The 15,640-nt window shown below is 39.6% G+C and carries 14 protein-coding genes; 13 read left to right on the top strand and 1 reads right to left on the bottom strand.

Features of this window, described 5'->3' with window-relative positions; translation table 11 throughout:
• Positions 1–5 precede the first annotated feature (5 nt).
• From V7K38_RS20850 to V7K38_RS20805, 10 genes are all read left to right on the top strand, one after another.
• Positions 6–275 carry a potassium-transporting ATPase subunit F gene (locus V7K38_RS20850; protein WP_334860307.1) on the top strand — a complete coding sequence of 90 codons (270 nt, stop codon included), beginning with the start codon at positions 6–8 and terminating at the stop codon, positions 273–275.
• Positions 275–913, top strand: a complete 639-nt coding sequence (gene kdpC, locus V7K38_RS20845; protein ID WP_334860306.1) for a K(+)-transporting ATPase subunit C — start codon at positions 275–277, stop codon at positions 911–913. Before V7K38_RS20850 ends, kdpC begins: the two co-directional genes overlap by 1 nt.
• Positions 914–1,125: 212 nt before the next feature.
• Positions 1,126–1,488, top strand: a complete 363-nt coding sequence (locus V7K38_RS20840; RefSeq protein WP_442940788.1) for a TrkA C-terminal domain-containing protein — start codon at positions 1,126–1,128, stop codon at positions 1,486–1,488.
• Positions 1,489–1,492: 4 nt separating this feature from the next.
• Positions 1,493–2,002, top strand: coding sequence for a hypothetical protein (locus V7K38_RS20835; protein ID WP_334860304.1), 510 nt, complete (start codon positions 1,493–1,495; stop codon positions 2,000–2,002).
• 66 nt (positions 2,003–2,068) lie between these two features.
• Positions 2,069–2,467: a hypothetical protein gene (locus V7K38_RS20830; RefSeq protein ID WP_334860303.1), complete on the top strand. Its 399-nt coding sequence runs from the start codon at positions 2,069–2,071 to the stop codon at positions 2,465–2,467.
• 31 nt (positions 2,468–2,498) lie between these two features.
• On the top strand, positions 2,499–4,199 hold the full coding sequence (kdpA, locus tag V7K38_RS20825) for a potassium-transporting ATPase subunit KdpA (protein WP_334860302.1): 1,701 nt from the start codon (positions 2,499–2,501) through the stop codon (positions 4,197–4,199).
• Between the two features lie 37 nt (positions 4,200–4,236).
• Positions 4,237–4,743 (top strand): pentapeptide repeat-containing protein, encoded by a 507-nt coding sequence (locus V7K38_RS20820; protein ID WP_334860301.1) that lies wholly within the window; start codon positions 4,237–4,239, stop codon positions 4,741–4,743.
• Between the two features lie 102 nt (positions 4,744–4,845).
• Positions 4,846–5,091, top strand: coding sequence for a DUF7219 family protein (locus tag V7K38_RS20815; RefSeq protein ID WP_334860300.1), 246 nt, complete (start codon positions 4,846–4,848; stop codon positions 5,089–5,091).
• 131 nt (positions 5,092–5,222) lie between these two features.
• Entirely contained in the window at positions 5,223–6,683 is a 1,461-nt protein-coding gene (locus tag V7K38_RS20810; protein WP_334860299.1) for a hypothetical protein, read from the top strand.
• 227 nt (positions 6,684–6,910) lie between these two features.
• Positions 6,911–8,644 carry an iron uptake porin gene (locus V7K38_RS20805; RefSeq protein ID WP_334860298.1) on the top strand — a complete coding sequence of 578 codons (1,734 nt, stop codon included), beginning with the start codon at positions 6,911–6,913 and terminating at the stop codon, positions 8,642–8,644.
• A gap of 177 nt (positions 8,645–8,821) precedes the next feature.
• Here V7K38_RS20805 and V7K38_RS20800 read toward each other — a convergent pair whose 3' ends face one another.
• Positions 8,822–10,978, bottom strand: coding sequence for a GumC family protein (locus V7K38_RS20800; protein WP_334860297.1), 2,157 nt, complete (start codon positions 10,976–10,978; stop codon positions 8,822–8,824).
• 1,226 nt (positions 10,979–12,204) lie between these two features.
• On the opposite strand from V7K38_RS20800, the gene V7K38_RS20795 reads away from it, so the two are divergent.
• The 3 genes from V7K38_RS20795 (at position 12,205) to V7K38_RS20785 (ending at position 15,637) form a co-directional block, all read left to right on the top strand.
• Entirely contained in the window at positions 12,205–13,557 is a 1,353-nt protein-coding gene (locus V7K38_RS20795) for a glycosyltransferase family 4 protein (RefSeq protein ID WP_334860295.1), read from the top strand.
• Between the two features lie 775 nt (positions 13,558–14,332).
• The gene (locus tag V7K38_RS20790; protein WP_334860294.1) at positions 14,333–14,767 is read left to right on the top strand and encodes a hypothetical protein; all 435 of its coding nucleotides are present in this window, start codon (positions 14,333–14,335) and stop codon (positions 14,765–14,767) included.
• Between the two features lie 24 nt (positions 14,768–14,791).
• A complete protein-coding gene (locus V7K38_RS20785) occupies positions 14,792–15,637 on the top strand; it encodes an ABC transporter permease (RefSeq protein WP_334860293.1) in 846 nt (281 codons plus the stop codon).
• The last annotated feature ends 3 nt before the right edge of the window (positions 15,638–15,640 follow it).

Here is a 15,640-nt window from a genome sequence, read left to right as displayed (position 1 = left end):
TTACTATGAAACCCGTTCATACCCGCCGCACTATCCTTGCATCCCAAGTATTAGAAGAAATAACTGATATCTGGTGTCAATGGCGTAGACAAAAGCTGCCACTGTATTTGTTCTTGGCAATGTGTTTCAACTTAGTGGTTGCACCTCTAGTCTATGCAGCTACTGGTGAAGAACTTTCCCGCAGCCAATCTTGGGGATTGGGACTGTTAGGAATGGTGACGTTAGGGCTTTCCATCTATTTATTTTTTGTAATGTTTGTACCGGAGAAATTCTAATGAGTTTTGCACGTGAAGCCGGTAGAGCTGTTCGTTCTACCCTGGTACTCTGGGTTATTGGTGCGATTATTTATCCTTTTGCGATGATTGCTATCGGGCAGATTGCATTTCCGTTTCAAGCAAACGGCAGTCTACTGAAAAATAGCGCAGGTCAAGTTGTGGGTTCTGCTTTGATTGGTCAACCTTTTACTAGCGATCGCTATTTTAACAGTCGTCCCAGCAGCACCAGCTACAGTACAGCCGACCCCAAAAAGGACGATGCCGGAGTTTTGAAAACTGGGATTTCTGGCGCTAGTAACTTGGCTCCCAGTAATCCCGCATTGCTAGAACGCATCAAAGGTAAAGATGATCCAGACCCCAGCAAAAAAATTGAAGGCGATTTGCCTCGTCTGAAAAAAGCAGGTGTACAGTCAACTGGCGATTTAGTCTACACCTCTGGTTCCAGCCTTGACCCTCACATTACCCCAGAAGCTGCGATCGCGCAAATTGCACGAGTAGCGAAAGCCCGAGGATTTCAGCCGAACCAACTAGAAACTTTAATTGCCCAAAACACTGATGGCCGCTTTCTCGGCATATTTGGCGAACCTGGAGTTAATGTGTTGAAGCTGAATTTAGCTCTGGATGGGGTTAAAAAATAAGTCTCTACTGTTCAAAATTATTATCCAAGGCTCAGATCCCCGACTTCTTAAAGAAGTCGGGGATCTTGTTTTTTAAATAAGCCTATATCTCTAAATATATGCTTATTTAATAATATCTAATCCATTTTATATATCTGTAAAATATATCTAAGAAAAAATATTTTATGTGTAAAATGTTGCACAATAATATTAGAGTTAAAAAATATTTCGTGTTGACAAACAAAAAATCTTTAGAACCAAGCTTATTTGGTGTTTTAATCCAAGCTAATAGCATTTACTGCGGCATTGATTTAACTGAGATTCAGTTACCCGATAAATGCGCTTTTTTAGGAATTTTAAGACAGAATCAAGTCCTTTCACTAACAGATAATCCTACTATTTTTGTAGGAGACTACATTTTAGCTATAGCAACCCATCCGATGATGATTCCTGCCCTAAAAGTTACTCTTAAGAAAATTCATTCTGTGTACTATTCCCTCAACAGTTGCTTGCTAGAAGCTCGACTAACAGCCAGTCAATCTGTTAATCCAGATGATTCAGATATCCCAAATACTTTTAATTCCACATATTATTAGATAAATGAACATTTACTTCTTTTCTTATCATGCACCTGACCCAAATATGATTAAAGATTTAGGTGCTACGATTACAACCCAATTTAAGGGCGAAATTAGCGATATTCAGTCTAAAGGCAATCAGATATTTTTTATCGAAACTCTGTTTATGGGTGGGCAAAGAATTAGAGCCAGTCATACTATTCCGACTGAATCGATTGTGATTGTTGAAGCTCCACCCATATTACAAGGAGATTGGTTAGCAGCAGGAGTTTCTACACTTTTGGTTACTCGGATGAAGCCAGAAACTACCGCTTGGGGTGCTGTTGTCCTCAACTATTGGAGATTAATCCAGATTCATAAGATTGAAATTATTACTTCTCCTTGGAGCAGTAATACCAATACAGACACAGTTAGCGATCGGGCAGCAAGTGAAGCAAAGTTACAAACAGTGAATACTTCTGATTCATTTTCAATGGCAAATTTCTTCCGAAAACTGAGATGGAAAACAAGCAAAACAGTAGTTTCTCACTAGTTTCTGAAGATGTTTAATTAACATGACCTTTACTGAATCTAAGTCTGACTAACTAAAGGTTTCAATATGCATACTTCGGGGCTTTTCCAACTTTATATATCTGCCCAAAAAACTGTTCATCAGTCTACCCTGATTGAAGCCAACCTGGGAAATACAACACAAAATAACTCCAAACCACAGGGCGGTGATATTCCTTTTGTAGCAGTACTTTTGGCTCATATTTCCTTCATGATTGTTTGGGGAATTGTCGTTTATCTCGTTTCATCTGTCTCCAAAGCACTAGAAGATCCCCCAGAAAATGCGGTACAAGATAAAGATAAAATAGTCAGCATCAAACATGTACAGCAACATCCCTGTAAAAACTGCCAATTTTTTCATAAAAACTCTTATCTAAAGTGTGCAGTAAACCCTGCCACTGCTCTAACGAAAGAAGCGCTCAATTGCTCTGACTACAGTCCTAAATAGGTGAGTCCATCGCTGGCGAAGCTTCCAGATTATGCTCCAAGGTTTTGTGCAAATCTTTCTTACCCTGTTCTTAGTTGTGATGTCAGTACCGATCGCAGGACACTACCTAGCTAAAGTCTTCTATATGGAAAGAACCTGCCTCGATGCTGTAATGAACCCACTGGAGCGCTTAATTTATCTCTTTATAGGTATTGAACCGCAAAAGAGCATGACTGGAAGAGAATATGCGATCGCTCTTTTACTCAGCAATACAGCAATGGCAGTTTTAGCATTACTACTGCTGCTCTTTCAGAGTTTACTACCGTTAAACCCCACCAATTTAGGGATGCCCACTTGGGATACAGCACTGCATACCACCATTTCTTTCTTAGTTGCTGCCGATTTGCAACACTATGTCCCAGAAACCACAATGTCTTACCTGAGCCAGATAACAGCCTTGGGTTTCTTGATGTTTGTTGCACCTGCTACCGGATTAGCGGTGGGAATTGCCTTCATTCGCGGCTTAACAGGTAGACCTTTGGGTAACTTTTATGTGGATTTGACTCGCTCGATTACGCGAGTACTGCTACCCTTGGCGATCGCTATTACGGTGTTGTTGATGTTGGGTGGTGTGCCTCAAACCCTTGCCGTCCCGGTAAATTTTACCACCTTAGAGGGAGCAACTCAAGCGATCGCTCGTGGCCCCATTGCCCACTTTGAAAGCATCAAAATGCTGGGTGAAAACGGTGGAGCCTTCTTTGCTGGTAACTCTGCTCATCCCTTTGAAAATCCCAATGGCGGTACAAATTTGCTGCAAGTAGTAGCAATGTTGCTGATTCCCACGGCATTACTTCATACCTACGGGATCTTCATGGGTAACTTAAAACAGACTCGCCTACTGTTTTGGATGGTGTTCGCCATTTTTGTAGTCTTAATTAGCGTAACTGCGATCGGGGAATATCAAGGCAATCCCGCCGTGAATGCCCTGTTGGGTAGTCAGCAACCCAATTTGGAGGGTAAAGAAGTCCGGTTAGGTTGGGCGGAAACTGCCTTATTTGCGATCACCACAACAGCAACCATGACTGGTTCTGCTAATGGGATGTTCGACTCGCTGATGCCATCCGGTGGATTTTGTGCTTTGCTCAACCTATTTTTGCAAGTGATTTGGGGAGCTATGGGCACTGGAGCCGCTTCTTTGGTGGTGTATATGTTTTTGGCAGTATTCCTGACTGGCTTAATCGTAGGACGAACGCCAGAGTTTTTGGGACGGAAAATCGAAAAACGGGAAATTACCTTAGCAAGCGTCATTATTCTGATCCACCCACTATTGATTTTGCTGCCTAGTGCTATCACCCTAGCTTTTCCTGATCAACTTGCAGGCATGAGTAATCCTGGTTTTCATGGTTTTACCCAGGTGATTTATGAATATGCATCGGCGGCGGCGGGTAACGGTTCCAGTTTTGAAGGCTTGGCAGATACCCAACCCGCCTCAACTGCTTTGTGGTGGAACCTGACAACAGCATTTACCCTCTGCATGGGGCGGTTTATTCCGATCATTGCGTTACTACTGCTAGCAGATAGTCTGTCGTGCAAGCAACCCGTACCGATCTCAATCGCAACTTTAAATACAGATACCCAACTATTTACTAGCGTGACTGCTGCCACCATTTTGATTCTGGGAGCATTGACATTTTTTCCTGTTCTGGTTCTAGGCCCTGTTGCTGAAGCCTTCCAAATCGCCATAAAAAGATAAGTTTTAATTCCTCACTTTTCGATTGGAGTTGGCATTTATGAATCTCTTGTTACGACCTTTGATTCCGATGGCATTTTTCCTTACTCCCTCCTTAGTTAACCAAGGTAATGATTTGCTTCGACACCATGTAATTCAACAGCTTCAAGAAACTAGAAAATGTTTTGGCTGTAATTTATCGGGAGTTAACTTTTCCGGGGCAAACTTACAAAAAGTTGACTTGCGATCGGCAAATCTTCAGGGAGCTAACCTCAAAAATGCTAATCTCCGATATGCAAATTTAGAGTGGGCAGATATTCGGAATGGAAATCTGCAAGGAGCCGATCTAACTGGAGCTATCCTCAAGAATACATTGCTAGCTGATGCTGATTTACAAAAGGCTAACTTGGAAGCATCTAACCTAGAAGGAACCGATTTTAGAAATGCCAATCTTAGCCACGCTAATTTAATCAAAGCTTCCAAAAATAACGACATCCAGGGTCGTAATTCTACAAATCTTTGTGAAACAGTATTACCAAATGGGACGATTTCAAATCGCTGTAATTAGTAACCAGATATCTAAAACAAACACAGGTTTTATATGAATGAGACTTTCACAAACATAATAAGATTAAAACCATGTTAATCACTATTGGTCGGAAGTAAATTAATGGTACAAGCAAATTATCAAGATAAAAATAGCTTTCTCTGCCCTCGGAGTAGCTATCACGGTCAAATTAAGCCGGAGAATCTAGTATTTAATGCTAACCTCCAAGAATTTTCTCAAAAAATTAGCTATATCACTAGTTTAGAAACAAGTGGGAGACTATCTCCAGAAATAGCTTTTTGTCAAATAGCGGCACTCTGGAAACAGTTAGAAGATAGTAAAAATAAGCTGAAAATTGGTAGCGATTGATCAGTTTAATTTAGTTGACTAATCATGATATTTAACAACAACAATGCATTGATTAGTTGCATGAAAATGTTTAAACACCTAAACAGAGTTTGAACTTGTAAAACTTCATTTGAAAACCTTAAACACATTTTATGAAATCAAAAGAGACAATATTTGTTATTCCGACTCATCGACTCCGAGATGTAGCAGAGACCATCGAAAAGTATGATGAGAATTTCCGGGCAAATGGTCATGCGGTAAAAATTATCGTTTTTGATGATTCCAGCATTGCCAACCATGAGAAATATTACCCACTTTTAGAGCAGACTAAGACAGTCAATGATGTGTATTATGTCGGCCCTCAGCAGAAAGAAGAATTTATTACATTTTTAAATGAAAGACTGCGCGATCGCAAGCTAGAATCACTCGTCAAAAACTTATTCCGACCTAGTTACGGAGGGAATCGTAACTTCACCTTAATGTATACCCTTGGTCATTTAATGGTCAGCGCAGATGACGATATGCGACCAGATGCCTTAATTGAAACTAGCCCAGAATCTTTAACAGGCGATGAAATATGTCGAGGAAAATTAATCAAGTCTACCCAACAAGGCGGCTATGTCCATAAATCTTTTGACTTACTCACGGCTTTTAGTGATGTTCTAGGTAAAAGAGCTAGCCAAGTACCAGAAAACTTTGAGGCTGGAGAATTGGTTGTTGATACAGCAATGGATTTAGAAACCAACACAACCAAAGGTTACTTTCGAGAAAATAGCCTCGTCTTACAACAGGGAAGAGTCTTGAATAATGCGATCGTCAAGATTGCCCAAACTTTTCGCACAGGAACGAATGATATTGATACACTTGATTTTATTCACATGTATCTCAATGATGAAAATCAAATCAGTCCTAATGACCTGAATGATTACTATATTCTGACTAATTTTCGACCTGTCATTACCAACAAAAACTGGAGAATGGATTGTGGAGTTGCTGGATATGATAATCAGCTAGGTTTACCACCCTTTTTTCCAACTAGGCTCAGATTTGAAGATTATATCTATAGGATTTGGATACAACAAGAGGGTATTGCAGCTGCACACGTTGATGCTGTTCAGAACCATATTAGAAATAACTATATGCGTAATCCTCTCGCTAGCGAACTCTTTAATGAGGAAATATGCAGCCTGCTGAAAAAGAAGATTAAGAGCAGTGTTTATCATCTTGATGACTTGGGAATCAAGTTTGACTACTCTGGCGAGGTTACATTGCAAGACTCTGAAGAAATATTAGAAAAAATTTCTGCTATCCACCGTCAGGTAGTTAAAGCCTCAATATCTGCCGAAAATGAAGAACGTAAGCAATCACTTCAACTATTTGCTGAGAATTTATCGAGAGTATTTTATGGATTTGAACCAGACTTTTTTCAGCAAAACGTTTCCAGAATCATTGATGATGTCATTAGCCAATTTCACGGTTCTCTAGAAATATGGCCAACTCTAGTAGAAATCTGTTACTTTTATAAAGACAAAAAGGATTTACCACAAATTAGGGTTAAAAACAAGAAGGTAAAGTCTAGAAATGGTACCAAATCTAGCGAAATTATCGTATAGCTGCAATCTTTGTTAGGTTGCAATATATTGCGGCGATCGCCATTAAGTAGATTGTGTTTCTGTGAAGAGTAACAGAGTTCAATTTGTAGGTAAAGATTTACGACTTATATACCTATATATTAAGTCACTGCAATCTGATAAACTTTTTAACAAGTACAGTAACTGCCTGTTCTCTTTTTCTTGAACCCACTGATATCGGTTCTTTTTTAGGAAAGGAAAATAAAAAAATGTCTCATTTATTGTGGAAAACTCTGGCACTAAGTCCAGTAGTTTTGGGAGTGACGGTGTTGGTTTCCGCTAGAGTTATGGCTGCTGAAGTAGCAGACTCTTCTGAAGATATAAAGGCAAAAGCTGCTCAGACAGAAGCACCAATAGCTTCTAATGCTTCAATATTTATTCAAACAGAGCAACCAAAAGTTAATCAGCAATTGGTTGCCCAAAAGACTGATGACAATCAGGTTTTAGAAGAGATTAACCGCTACAGCAGTGAAAGCAAGAATCAGAATTCGCTGTCTCAAGTCACATCAGTTTCTCAGTTTTCTGATGTACAGCCGACTGATTGGGCGTTCCAAGCTTTGCAATCGCTGGTTGAACGCTACGGTTGTATTGCCGGATATCCGAATTCCACTTATCGTGGCAATCGGGCACTGACTCGTTATGAGTTTGCCGCAGGTTTGAATGCTTGTTTAGATCGGGTTAATGAACTGATTGCCACTGCAACTGCTGACTTGGTGAAAAAAGAGGATTTGGCGACTCTCCAGCGTCTGCAAGAGGAATTCTCGGCAGAACTAGCAACTCTGCGTGGCCGAGTAGATGCCGTAGAAGCACGGACTGCTGAACTAGAAGCAAATCAGTTTTCTACTACCACAAAATTGGTGGGTGAAGCTATTTTTGCCGTCACAGATAACTTTGGCAGCAACGACAACAACAACACTGTTTTCCAAGACAGGGTGCGCTTAGATTTGCAAACCAGCTTTACAGGTAAAGATATCTTGCATACTAGGCTGGCAACTGGTAATGCAATTGGATTGGTTTTACCAGGTGGCACATTTGAAGGGACTCAAACCTTTAACATATCCCCTTCTACCAACAACAGTGTTTTTATAGACTGGTTGTCCTATTACTTCCCCGTTGGCAACTCCCAAGTTTACGTAGCTGCTACTGGAGGTATTCACAGCGATTACGTTCCTACCGTCAACCCATACTTTGAGGATTATGATGGCGGTAACGGTGCTTTGTCTACCTTTGCCTCCGAAAGCCCAATCTATAGGATTGGCGGGGGTGCTGGTGGCGGTGTTAACTTAGCCTTTGGTAAAGGTGGCGGTGGCTTTCAACCTTCATTAACGCTTGGCTACTTGGCATCTCAAGCGAATAACCCTGGTGTAAATACGGGTTTAGTTGAGGGTAACTATGCTGCTTTAGGACAATTGAACTTAAAAGTAGGCGATCGCTTCACCTTAGCTGCTACCTATGTCCACGGTTATCATAATGGTGGTACTGTTTTATTCGATGCAGGTTCTGCGAGTACAACAACTGGTGTAGTCGGTACTGCACAAGCTAACTTTGTCGGTGCTGGCAATCCATATATCAGTAATTCCTACGGCTTTGAGGCTGCTTTCAAACCAAGTGACAAACTGTCGATTAGTGGCTTTGCACTTTACAGCGACATCACAGGACTTGGTGCTAATGATAATGGTCAAGTTTGGAGTTATGGAGCCGGGTTAGCTCTACCAGACTTCGGTAAGAAGGGCAACGTTTTAGGACTTTTCGCAGGTGTTGAACCTTATGTTGGAGGTAATCCTGGTGATAAGCCTTACCACTTTGAAGGTTTCTATAAGTATCGCGTAAACGACAACATCTCCATCACACCTGGGGTAATTTGGTTAACAAATCCTGGTCAAATTGCTGGCAACAATGATGATGCAATCATTGGTACGCTGAGAACTACTTTCACCTTCTAAAGGTTAACAGCAGCAGTAGGGGACATAGATGTCAGTGGTGTCATATTGAAACTAAAACCACTTTAAAACTTGGTTTCCAGCCCGTGGCTGGAAACCAAGTTTTAGACTACTGGCACGAGTAAAGGAAGTGGAGCCTACAATTAGAATATTGAGTTAAAGGTTGGAACTATGATATTCCTAATAACTGTTGACGTTGCTCTTGTAACCGTTACTAACCATACCTAATGCATTCATCTGGGAAAATCTTAGATGATCTAAAGTTTCCTGCATCATTGAAGAGTCTGTTTTGTCGAGCTTTACCACTAGCAATATGCCATCAGTATAGGGTGCTAGCAGACTAGTATCAGCTAGTCCCAAAATAGGGGGAGAGTCATAAATCACCAAATCAAAAGCGTTATGGAAATCTATCATTAGTTGCTTCATTTTTTCAGACGAGAGCAGCTTTGTAGGATCGGATGGTATGGGCCCAGAAGTTATTACAGATAATTGATTCATTGAGGGTAATTGTCGGATTACCTCACTCGTTGGCAGGTTTGTCGAGATTAAATTGCTTAATCCCGATAAGTTATTTAAACCTGATAAGGTGTGAATCTTGGGTTGGCGTAAATCAGCATCTACAAGTAGTACTCTTTGTCCCATACCTGTAGCTACTTGAGCTAAATGGAAGGCAATAGTAGATTTACCATCACCAGGCATCGCTGAACTAATAATGATGGAAGCAATAGGGCGCTCGGAACTCAGGAATTGGACATTTGTATAAAGTACCCGCAAAGCTTCTAGAAATTTTGCTGAATAATTGCTATGGACTTGATGTGCAAACCCAGGAACGCCTTTAAGAATGGGATTTAGGATTCTGGCTATGGAGAATCTTCGCCTGGAGATCCTATCTTGAATGCTTTCGACTTGCTTTTCAAATGGAATATTTCCTAACAAAGGTAGATTAACCTTCCCTTTGAGTATCTCAACGCTATGGTAGGTATTATCAAGCTTTTCTTGGAGTAGAGCAACACCGATTCCTAAAGCTATACTTGCAATCAATCCTGGTATTAAATAACGTTTGATACTCGAATCAGAGATAGGGACTTTCGGCTTACTTGGTGCCTCAAGTAACTGCCAACCAAGTTCTGTCTGAGATTTCTGAATTTGGAGATTTTCACGAGTAGAGAGAAAGCGATTCAGGCTCTCGGTCGCCACCTGTAATTTTCGCTGCAATTCAGTATATTGTCGTGCCAATATTGGCCATTGTTTGCGCTGGAGTTCAATTTTCCGTTCTACTTTAGCAAGCTCTTGGCTTTGCACTTCTAGAGTTTGAAGTTGAGTCGTTACTTCTGCAATTTTTGTACCCAGAAAGCGTTGCTCTTCGTTCTTTAGCAAAGGCAAGAGGCTTTTCCGTTTCTGTTTCAATGTTTGAATGGCTGGGTTATTATCTTGCAAACGAGTTGACTCTGTAGCAATTTGAACGTCTAGTTGCCGTACTTGGCCTAGTAGCTGCTGATACAAAATAGCATTATTTAGCACAGCCAGTTTGCCATTTTGTTCTTGTAGAAAAGAGAGATTGGCGCGAACTTCTGCAATTTTTCCGTCAACTATTTGTCGTTGCTCAGACAAATTGGTGATTTGATTAACAACTTGTTCAGACTGGGTCGCTGGGTCAACAAAGTCGTACTTTTGCCGGAACGTTTGCAGTTCTTTCTGAATCTGATCAACTCGATTTTGGATAAATGGCAGTTGTCTTTCAACGAACTGAATACCTTGTTGCAAGAGTGTTTGCCGCTTTTCACGACTGTAATCTAGATAATTATTTGCAATTTGGTCGAGTACAACTTGAATTTGATTTGGATCTTGGCTTTGATAACGAACTTCTATAATCTTGGTTTCAGCAAACCGAGAAATTGTTATGTTTTTGATCAGCGTATTATAGCTAATATCTGGATACTTAGCTTGTAACTGCTTTACAATCTTTCCCATCAATTCAGGACTCTTAAGAACCTGAATTTGACTTTCGTAATCTAGACCAGACTTGCTTATGTTAGTCTCTTTGACAATATCCACTACTTTGGTATCATCATTTACAGGTTCCACTAATAGGCGAAAATTGCCCTCATATACTGGTAGCTGCCGATTTAGTATCAAGCTAACAAAAACAACTGTCGTTAGAGTAATAGTTACCCCTGCAATCACTAGCGCTCGTCGCTGCAAAACACTCAGAAGTTGTAGAAAACTCCAATCACTCTCTTCGCCTTCAGATATGGGGAAAGGCTGAGGCTGAAGAAATGGAGTTACAGAGTTACTATTCTGGTGATAACTTGGGGATTGAGAAGAATGATTCTCCATCTATTTAATAATATAATACGTATTAATTTAGCTACAATAAATGTGGCTATAGGCTTTAGTAATACTACGTAAGTCAGCAATTACACAGGTGTTTATTATTAACCATGAGAGTGGAAAGCTTGCTTTGCTGCACAACATGTCATTAATGGGAGGTGGTAATCAAAATTTTGATTATCTGTGGATCTTGATTCATCTCTCAGGTTAATTTTAACTCTTATGCTTAAGTGTACTTAGTTGTAATCTTTTAAAGTTATAGACTTTTCAGATTCTAACTGATTAACTGGTGATAATAACGTCTTTGTTTTAAAGTATACATTTTTTTAGTCTTTTCTCATGGCTTAAGCCAAAATTAATTTCCAAATGATGTCAAAGTATGACTTTGATACCGACGATCAATCTATTAATATCAATCTGGTAACACTGCAAAAGAGACTAACTATACTTAATAAATTTACAAATTTTCCGAGATAAAAATTTATATCTAAGTAGAGTAGTAGCGTCAAAATATTGACAAAATAGACACTAAGTGCGGCACAGAAAGCTATAAAAAAATAGGTCTGGGGGACGCGTTGCTAATGACGGGTACTAATCACTAAGGCTAGAAAGACTGATAATTTAGGTCATCTCAGATTTAGCATTCGGATAATTTAATTTAATGCATAAGTCCTAAGCGACTACTTTTATGAAGTTTCTGTCTATGATCTTATCAAAAGATAAATTTTTGATGAAATGTATGGGTAAATTTTAAACATCCTTTTGTCATGGTATTGTTATAAGTAATTGGATGTCAGAACCAATATTGAATATAGTACTATATTTAATATTGCTATTATGTAACAAATATTGCTTAAAAAAATGTAAAATTAAGTAAGTGACAAAATCCAAAATTCAGTTGGCATAATTCGCCAATTCCTTAGCCGACATAAAGCTCATAGTAGCCGTTTAGACTGATTGTTATTTGTTGTGTTACCATCTCCTAAAATTTCGTGTATACAAAGTTAAATGAGTATAAATCCTTGTTAAGCAACTCAGTTTCCAGATATATCTGTGAATATAAGTAGGCTTGATGTATACCGATAAATTAATCTTATTAATAATTTTGCCTGGAGCAAATTGAAAATATTTGTTAATTCAGGGAAGTAAGTGTGTGTAATTATTAATGGCTTGACCAATTCAGTTGTGTCTTTATGTGTGTTTAAAAGGATTTTTACAGTAGGGTATAACTGATGAGACTTAATGAATGGATTAATCAAAAACTTTTACAATCCATTTCTACCCGATTAGATGTTAAAAATGACTATTCTCTAAAAACTCAGCAATCCATCAAGTTGTCTGTAATCACCCAGTTTTTCCCGCCAGACTATGCTCCTACGGGACAGTTGATTGATGAACTGGTGAAGCAGTTAGGGCAGCAAGGAGTGGATATTGAGGTTTTTACAAGTCAGCCAGGATATGCGTTTGACTCTCAAGCTGCGGCTTTAGCAGTTGAACGTATTGGTAGAATTCGAATTCAGCGATCGCGCACAGCCCAACTTTGGCCGGGGCGAATTCGTGGTAAAGCTGTTAACGGTGTCTTATACACCTTACGGGCTTTACTATATATGCTCCGGGCTTGGCGACGCAGCAATGTGTTATTAGTAACTACAGCTCCTCCATTTTTGCCAATCATCGGATATCTGGCTTACCTATTGTTCCGACTTCCCTATGTTTGCATCCTTTATGATCTTTATCCCGATATTGCGATCGCACTGGGAGTAGTATCTAAGGATAACTGGCTGGCACGGTTATGGCGGGCTATTAACAAACAGATTTGGCTAAATGCTAAGGGAATTGTAGTTCTTAGTCCAGCTATGAAACAACAAGTGCTAGCAAATTGCCCGCAAGTAGCCGATAAAATTTCGGTAATTCACAGTTGGGCAAACCCAGAATTGATTGTGCCAATTGCCAAGCAAGAAAACTGGTTTGCTTTAAAGCATAACTTAGTCAACAAATTTACCGTCCTCTACTCCGGGAATATGGGGCGTTGCCATGATATGGGAACTATCCTGCAAGCTGCTCAACAACTGCAAGAGGAACCAGTTCATTTTGTCTGTATTGGTGGTGGAGCGAAACGGGATGAATTGATTCAAGAAGTGAATCAATTAGGACTGAAAAACTTTACATTTCTGCCCTATCAAGACAGGCAGGTGTTGCCATATTCTTTAACAGCCTGCGATCTGTCACTAGTGAGTGTAGATGCATCAACCGAGAGTTTAGTCGTTCCTAGTAAGCTTTACTCAGCTTTAGCATCTGGAAGACCGATAGCGGTGATTTGTTCGCAGTATTCATACCTGAGACAACTGGTTGCCGAAGCCAAGTGTGGTAGCACCTTTGAGAATGGAGACAGTAATTCTCTAGCTCAATTTATTCGCTTACTCAGCCGCGATCGGCAGTTGGGAGAAGGTATGGGCAAAGCGGGTCGTCAGTATTTGCGATCGCATTTCACACCTAAGATTATCTCTCAGCAATACCTTGATGTTTTGCAGCAAGCAATACTACCTGATGCTGCGATCGCCATGTCTCAAAGCCATACAAAATAGTTCTTTGAGAAATTTAAGTACGATTGGTGCAGGTTCTAAAGACTTTCACCCTCATCCCAATTCTCGAAGATACATTCATTCTCCCTTGCCCTACCAGTAAAAAGGTATTAGCGGGGTCAGTTATGCAAAATCCAGGTATTTATCGGAAGTATTTGCCATTATCTTTTGAGTCTGGCAGTACTTTCTCAATATTTGGAATATAAGGGCAATAAGCAAAATAGAAAGTACTCTTTTACGAGAGAATTTACCTTTTCTTTTAGCTAGATTCATGCTTTGCTTAAATAAAAAATATTGGATATTAAATAATATTTAACTCATTGGAGGATTATATTATTGAACTAGAAAAATTCTCGAAAGCGATCCCTAAGAACAGCTAGTAGTAAGACTTATAACTTTTTATAAGCCGGACTATTCTCATAGTTAAACTATTAGCAAAACATATCAAAACTAGTTTTAGTTTATGATTTTAATAAGTTGGATTAAGATAATATAAAGTAGTCAAAGCTATGTTATGCTTTAAGACAGATTGATAGTGGTAAATAACACTTTCAATAAAATTTTAGGTAATCTTATTGCCTAACAACAAGGTTAAACTTGTTACCAATTTTCAAAGAATAAATTTCTGATTTTAGAATATTTTTCAATCAGCTTAGTTTAATTAAATAAAACTTAGTTTTTAACTTTAGGAGATGAGCTTTGATGGTCTTTTTGATCTCAGTTCCTCCAACGTAACCTTCCGAATTTCACTGTTTATTTACTGAAGTGGGAGGTCGAATTGCAGAGAAGGTGTGACCGAAATCGGAAACGTTCAAAACGGCGTGATATCTACTGTCCCAATCATGGCTGTTACCTTGAAAGTAGGAGTCAAAAATATCAATTGTTTGCCGACCAACCAGGACAGTTGCAGCAACGAGGCATGAGTCGCCGAAGTGCATTGATGCTGGTAGCAAGCCAAACCACAGTTAGTATAGGGGGAGAATGGTTGGAAGCCTTTTGGTGTGAGCACTGCCAGCAAACAAAGTGGTATCACGTATGCAAGTCAAAGGAACGCACCTATAAAGTTTCTCTAGCGCCACAAGAGCTTTGGCAGCAAGTAACAGGAGTAATCAATCCTGAAGGAAACCCTTCTGTTGGAGAATTTACTCGCAAGCAGGCAAAGATGCTTAACTATCACAACATCAAAGATTTTCAATTTTCAATTAATGCTTAAAAGCAGTGGTCTTTAATCAATATTATGACTAGTAAAGGAATTAGCTCAAAACCAGAATTGGTAATTGAAGCTGGACGTAGTGAAGAGCAGTATTGGAAAGACTTGTGGCGCTATCGAGAGCTATTTTATTTTTTGGCTTGGCGGGACATTCTAGTGCGCTACAAACAAACAGTGATTGGTATGCTTTGGGCACTAATTCGACCATTTTTGACAATGATCGTGTTTAGTGTCATCTTCGGAAGTTTGGCAAAATTACCTTCAGAAGGAACAGCACCCTATCCAATACTGGTATTTGCTGCCTTGTTACCCTGGCAATTTTTTTCTAGCTCTTTAAGCGAGTGTAGCAATAGTCTAATTAGTAATGCCAACTTGATTTCTAAAGTATACTTTCCGCGCCTAATTGTGCCTGCGAGTTCAGTGATTGTTAGCTTCGTAGACTTTCTAGTTTCTGCGATAATTCTCTTAGGACTTATGGCTTGGTATAATTTTGTTCCTACTTGGCGGATATTATTATTACCCTTATTTATCAGCATTGCCTTTGCTGCTTCATTAGGAGTAGGGCTGTGGTTAGCAGCTTTGAATGTAGAATATCGAGATTTCCGCTATATTGTGCCATTTATTGTGCAGTTTGGTCTATATATATCACCCGTTGGTTTTAGTAGCAGCGTTGTGCCAGAACAATGGCGTTTGCTCTATTATTTGAACCCAATGGTGGGGGTTATTGATGGCTTTCGCTGGGCAATCTTAGGAGGAGAGTCCAAACTTTACTGGGCTGGATTCGCACTATCTCTAGGACTAGTTGCTCTATTACTAGTAAGTGGCATTTGGTACTTCCGCAAAATGGAACGGACATTTGCTGACGTAATTTAGTAA

The sequence above is a fragment of the Nostoc sp. genome, assembly GCF_036917465.1.
Lineage (GTDB): Bacteria > Cyanobacteriota > Cyanobacteriia > Cyanobacteriales > Nostocaceae > Nostoc.
This window is presented reverse-complemented; position numbering and strand designations above follow the sequence as displayed.

What these genes read in the sequence shown, in the direction of transcription:
- V7K38_RS20810 (WP_334860299.1), top strand. Translation starts at nt 5,223, where the DNA reads ATGAAATCAAAAGAGACAATATTTGTTATTCCGACTCATCGACTCCGA.
- V7K38_RS20795 (WP_334860295.1), top strand. Translation starts at nt 12,205, where the DNA reads ATGAGACTTAATGAATGGATTAATCAAAAACTTTTACAATCCATTTCT.
- V7K38_RS20820 (WP_334860301.1), top strand. Translation starts at nt 4,237, where the DNA reads ATGAATCTCTTGTTACGACCTTTGATTCCGATGGCATTTTTCCTTACT.
- kdpA (WP_334860302.1), top strand. Translation starts at nt 2,499, where the DNA reads ATGCTCCAAGGTTTTGTGCAAATCTTTCTTACCCTGTTCTTAGTTGTG.
- kdpC (WP_334860306.1), top strand. Translation starts at nt 275, where the DNA reads ATGAGTTTTGCACGTGAAGCCGGTAGAGCTGTTCGTTCTACCCTGGTA.
- V7K38_RS20800 (WP_334860297.1), bottom strand. Translation starts at nt 10,978, where the DNA reads ATGGAGAATCATTCTTCTCAATCCCCAAGTTATCACCAGAATAGTAAC.
- V7K38_RS20805 (WP_334860298.1), top strand. Translation starts at nt 6,911, where the DNA reads ATGTCTCATTTATTGTGGAAAACTCTGGCACTAAGTCCAGTAGTTTTG.
- V7K38_RS20815 (WP_334860300.1), top strand. Translation starts at nt 4,846, where the DNA reads ATGGTACAAGCAAATTATCAAGATAAAAATAGCTTTCTCTGCCCTCGG.
- V7K38_RS20850 (WP_334860307.1), top strand. Translation starts at nt 6, where the DNA reads ATGAAACCCGTTCATACCCGCCGCACTATCCTTGCATCCCAAGTATTA.
- V7K38_RS20835 (WP_334860304.1), top strand. Translation starts at nt 1,493, where the DNA reads ATGAACATTTACTTCTTTTCTTATCATGCACCTGACCCAAATATGATT.
- V7K38_RS20785 (WP_334860293.1), top strand. Translation starts at nt 14,792, where the DNA reads ATGACTAGTAAAGGAATTAGCTCAAAACCAGAATTGGTAATTGAAGCT.
- V7K38_RS20830 (WP_334860303.1), top strand. Translation starts at nt 2,069, where the DNA reads ATGCATACTTCGGGGCTTTTCCAACTTTATATATCTGCCCAAAAAACT.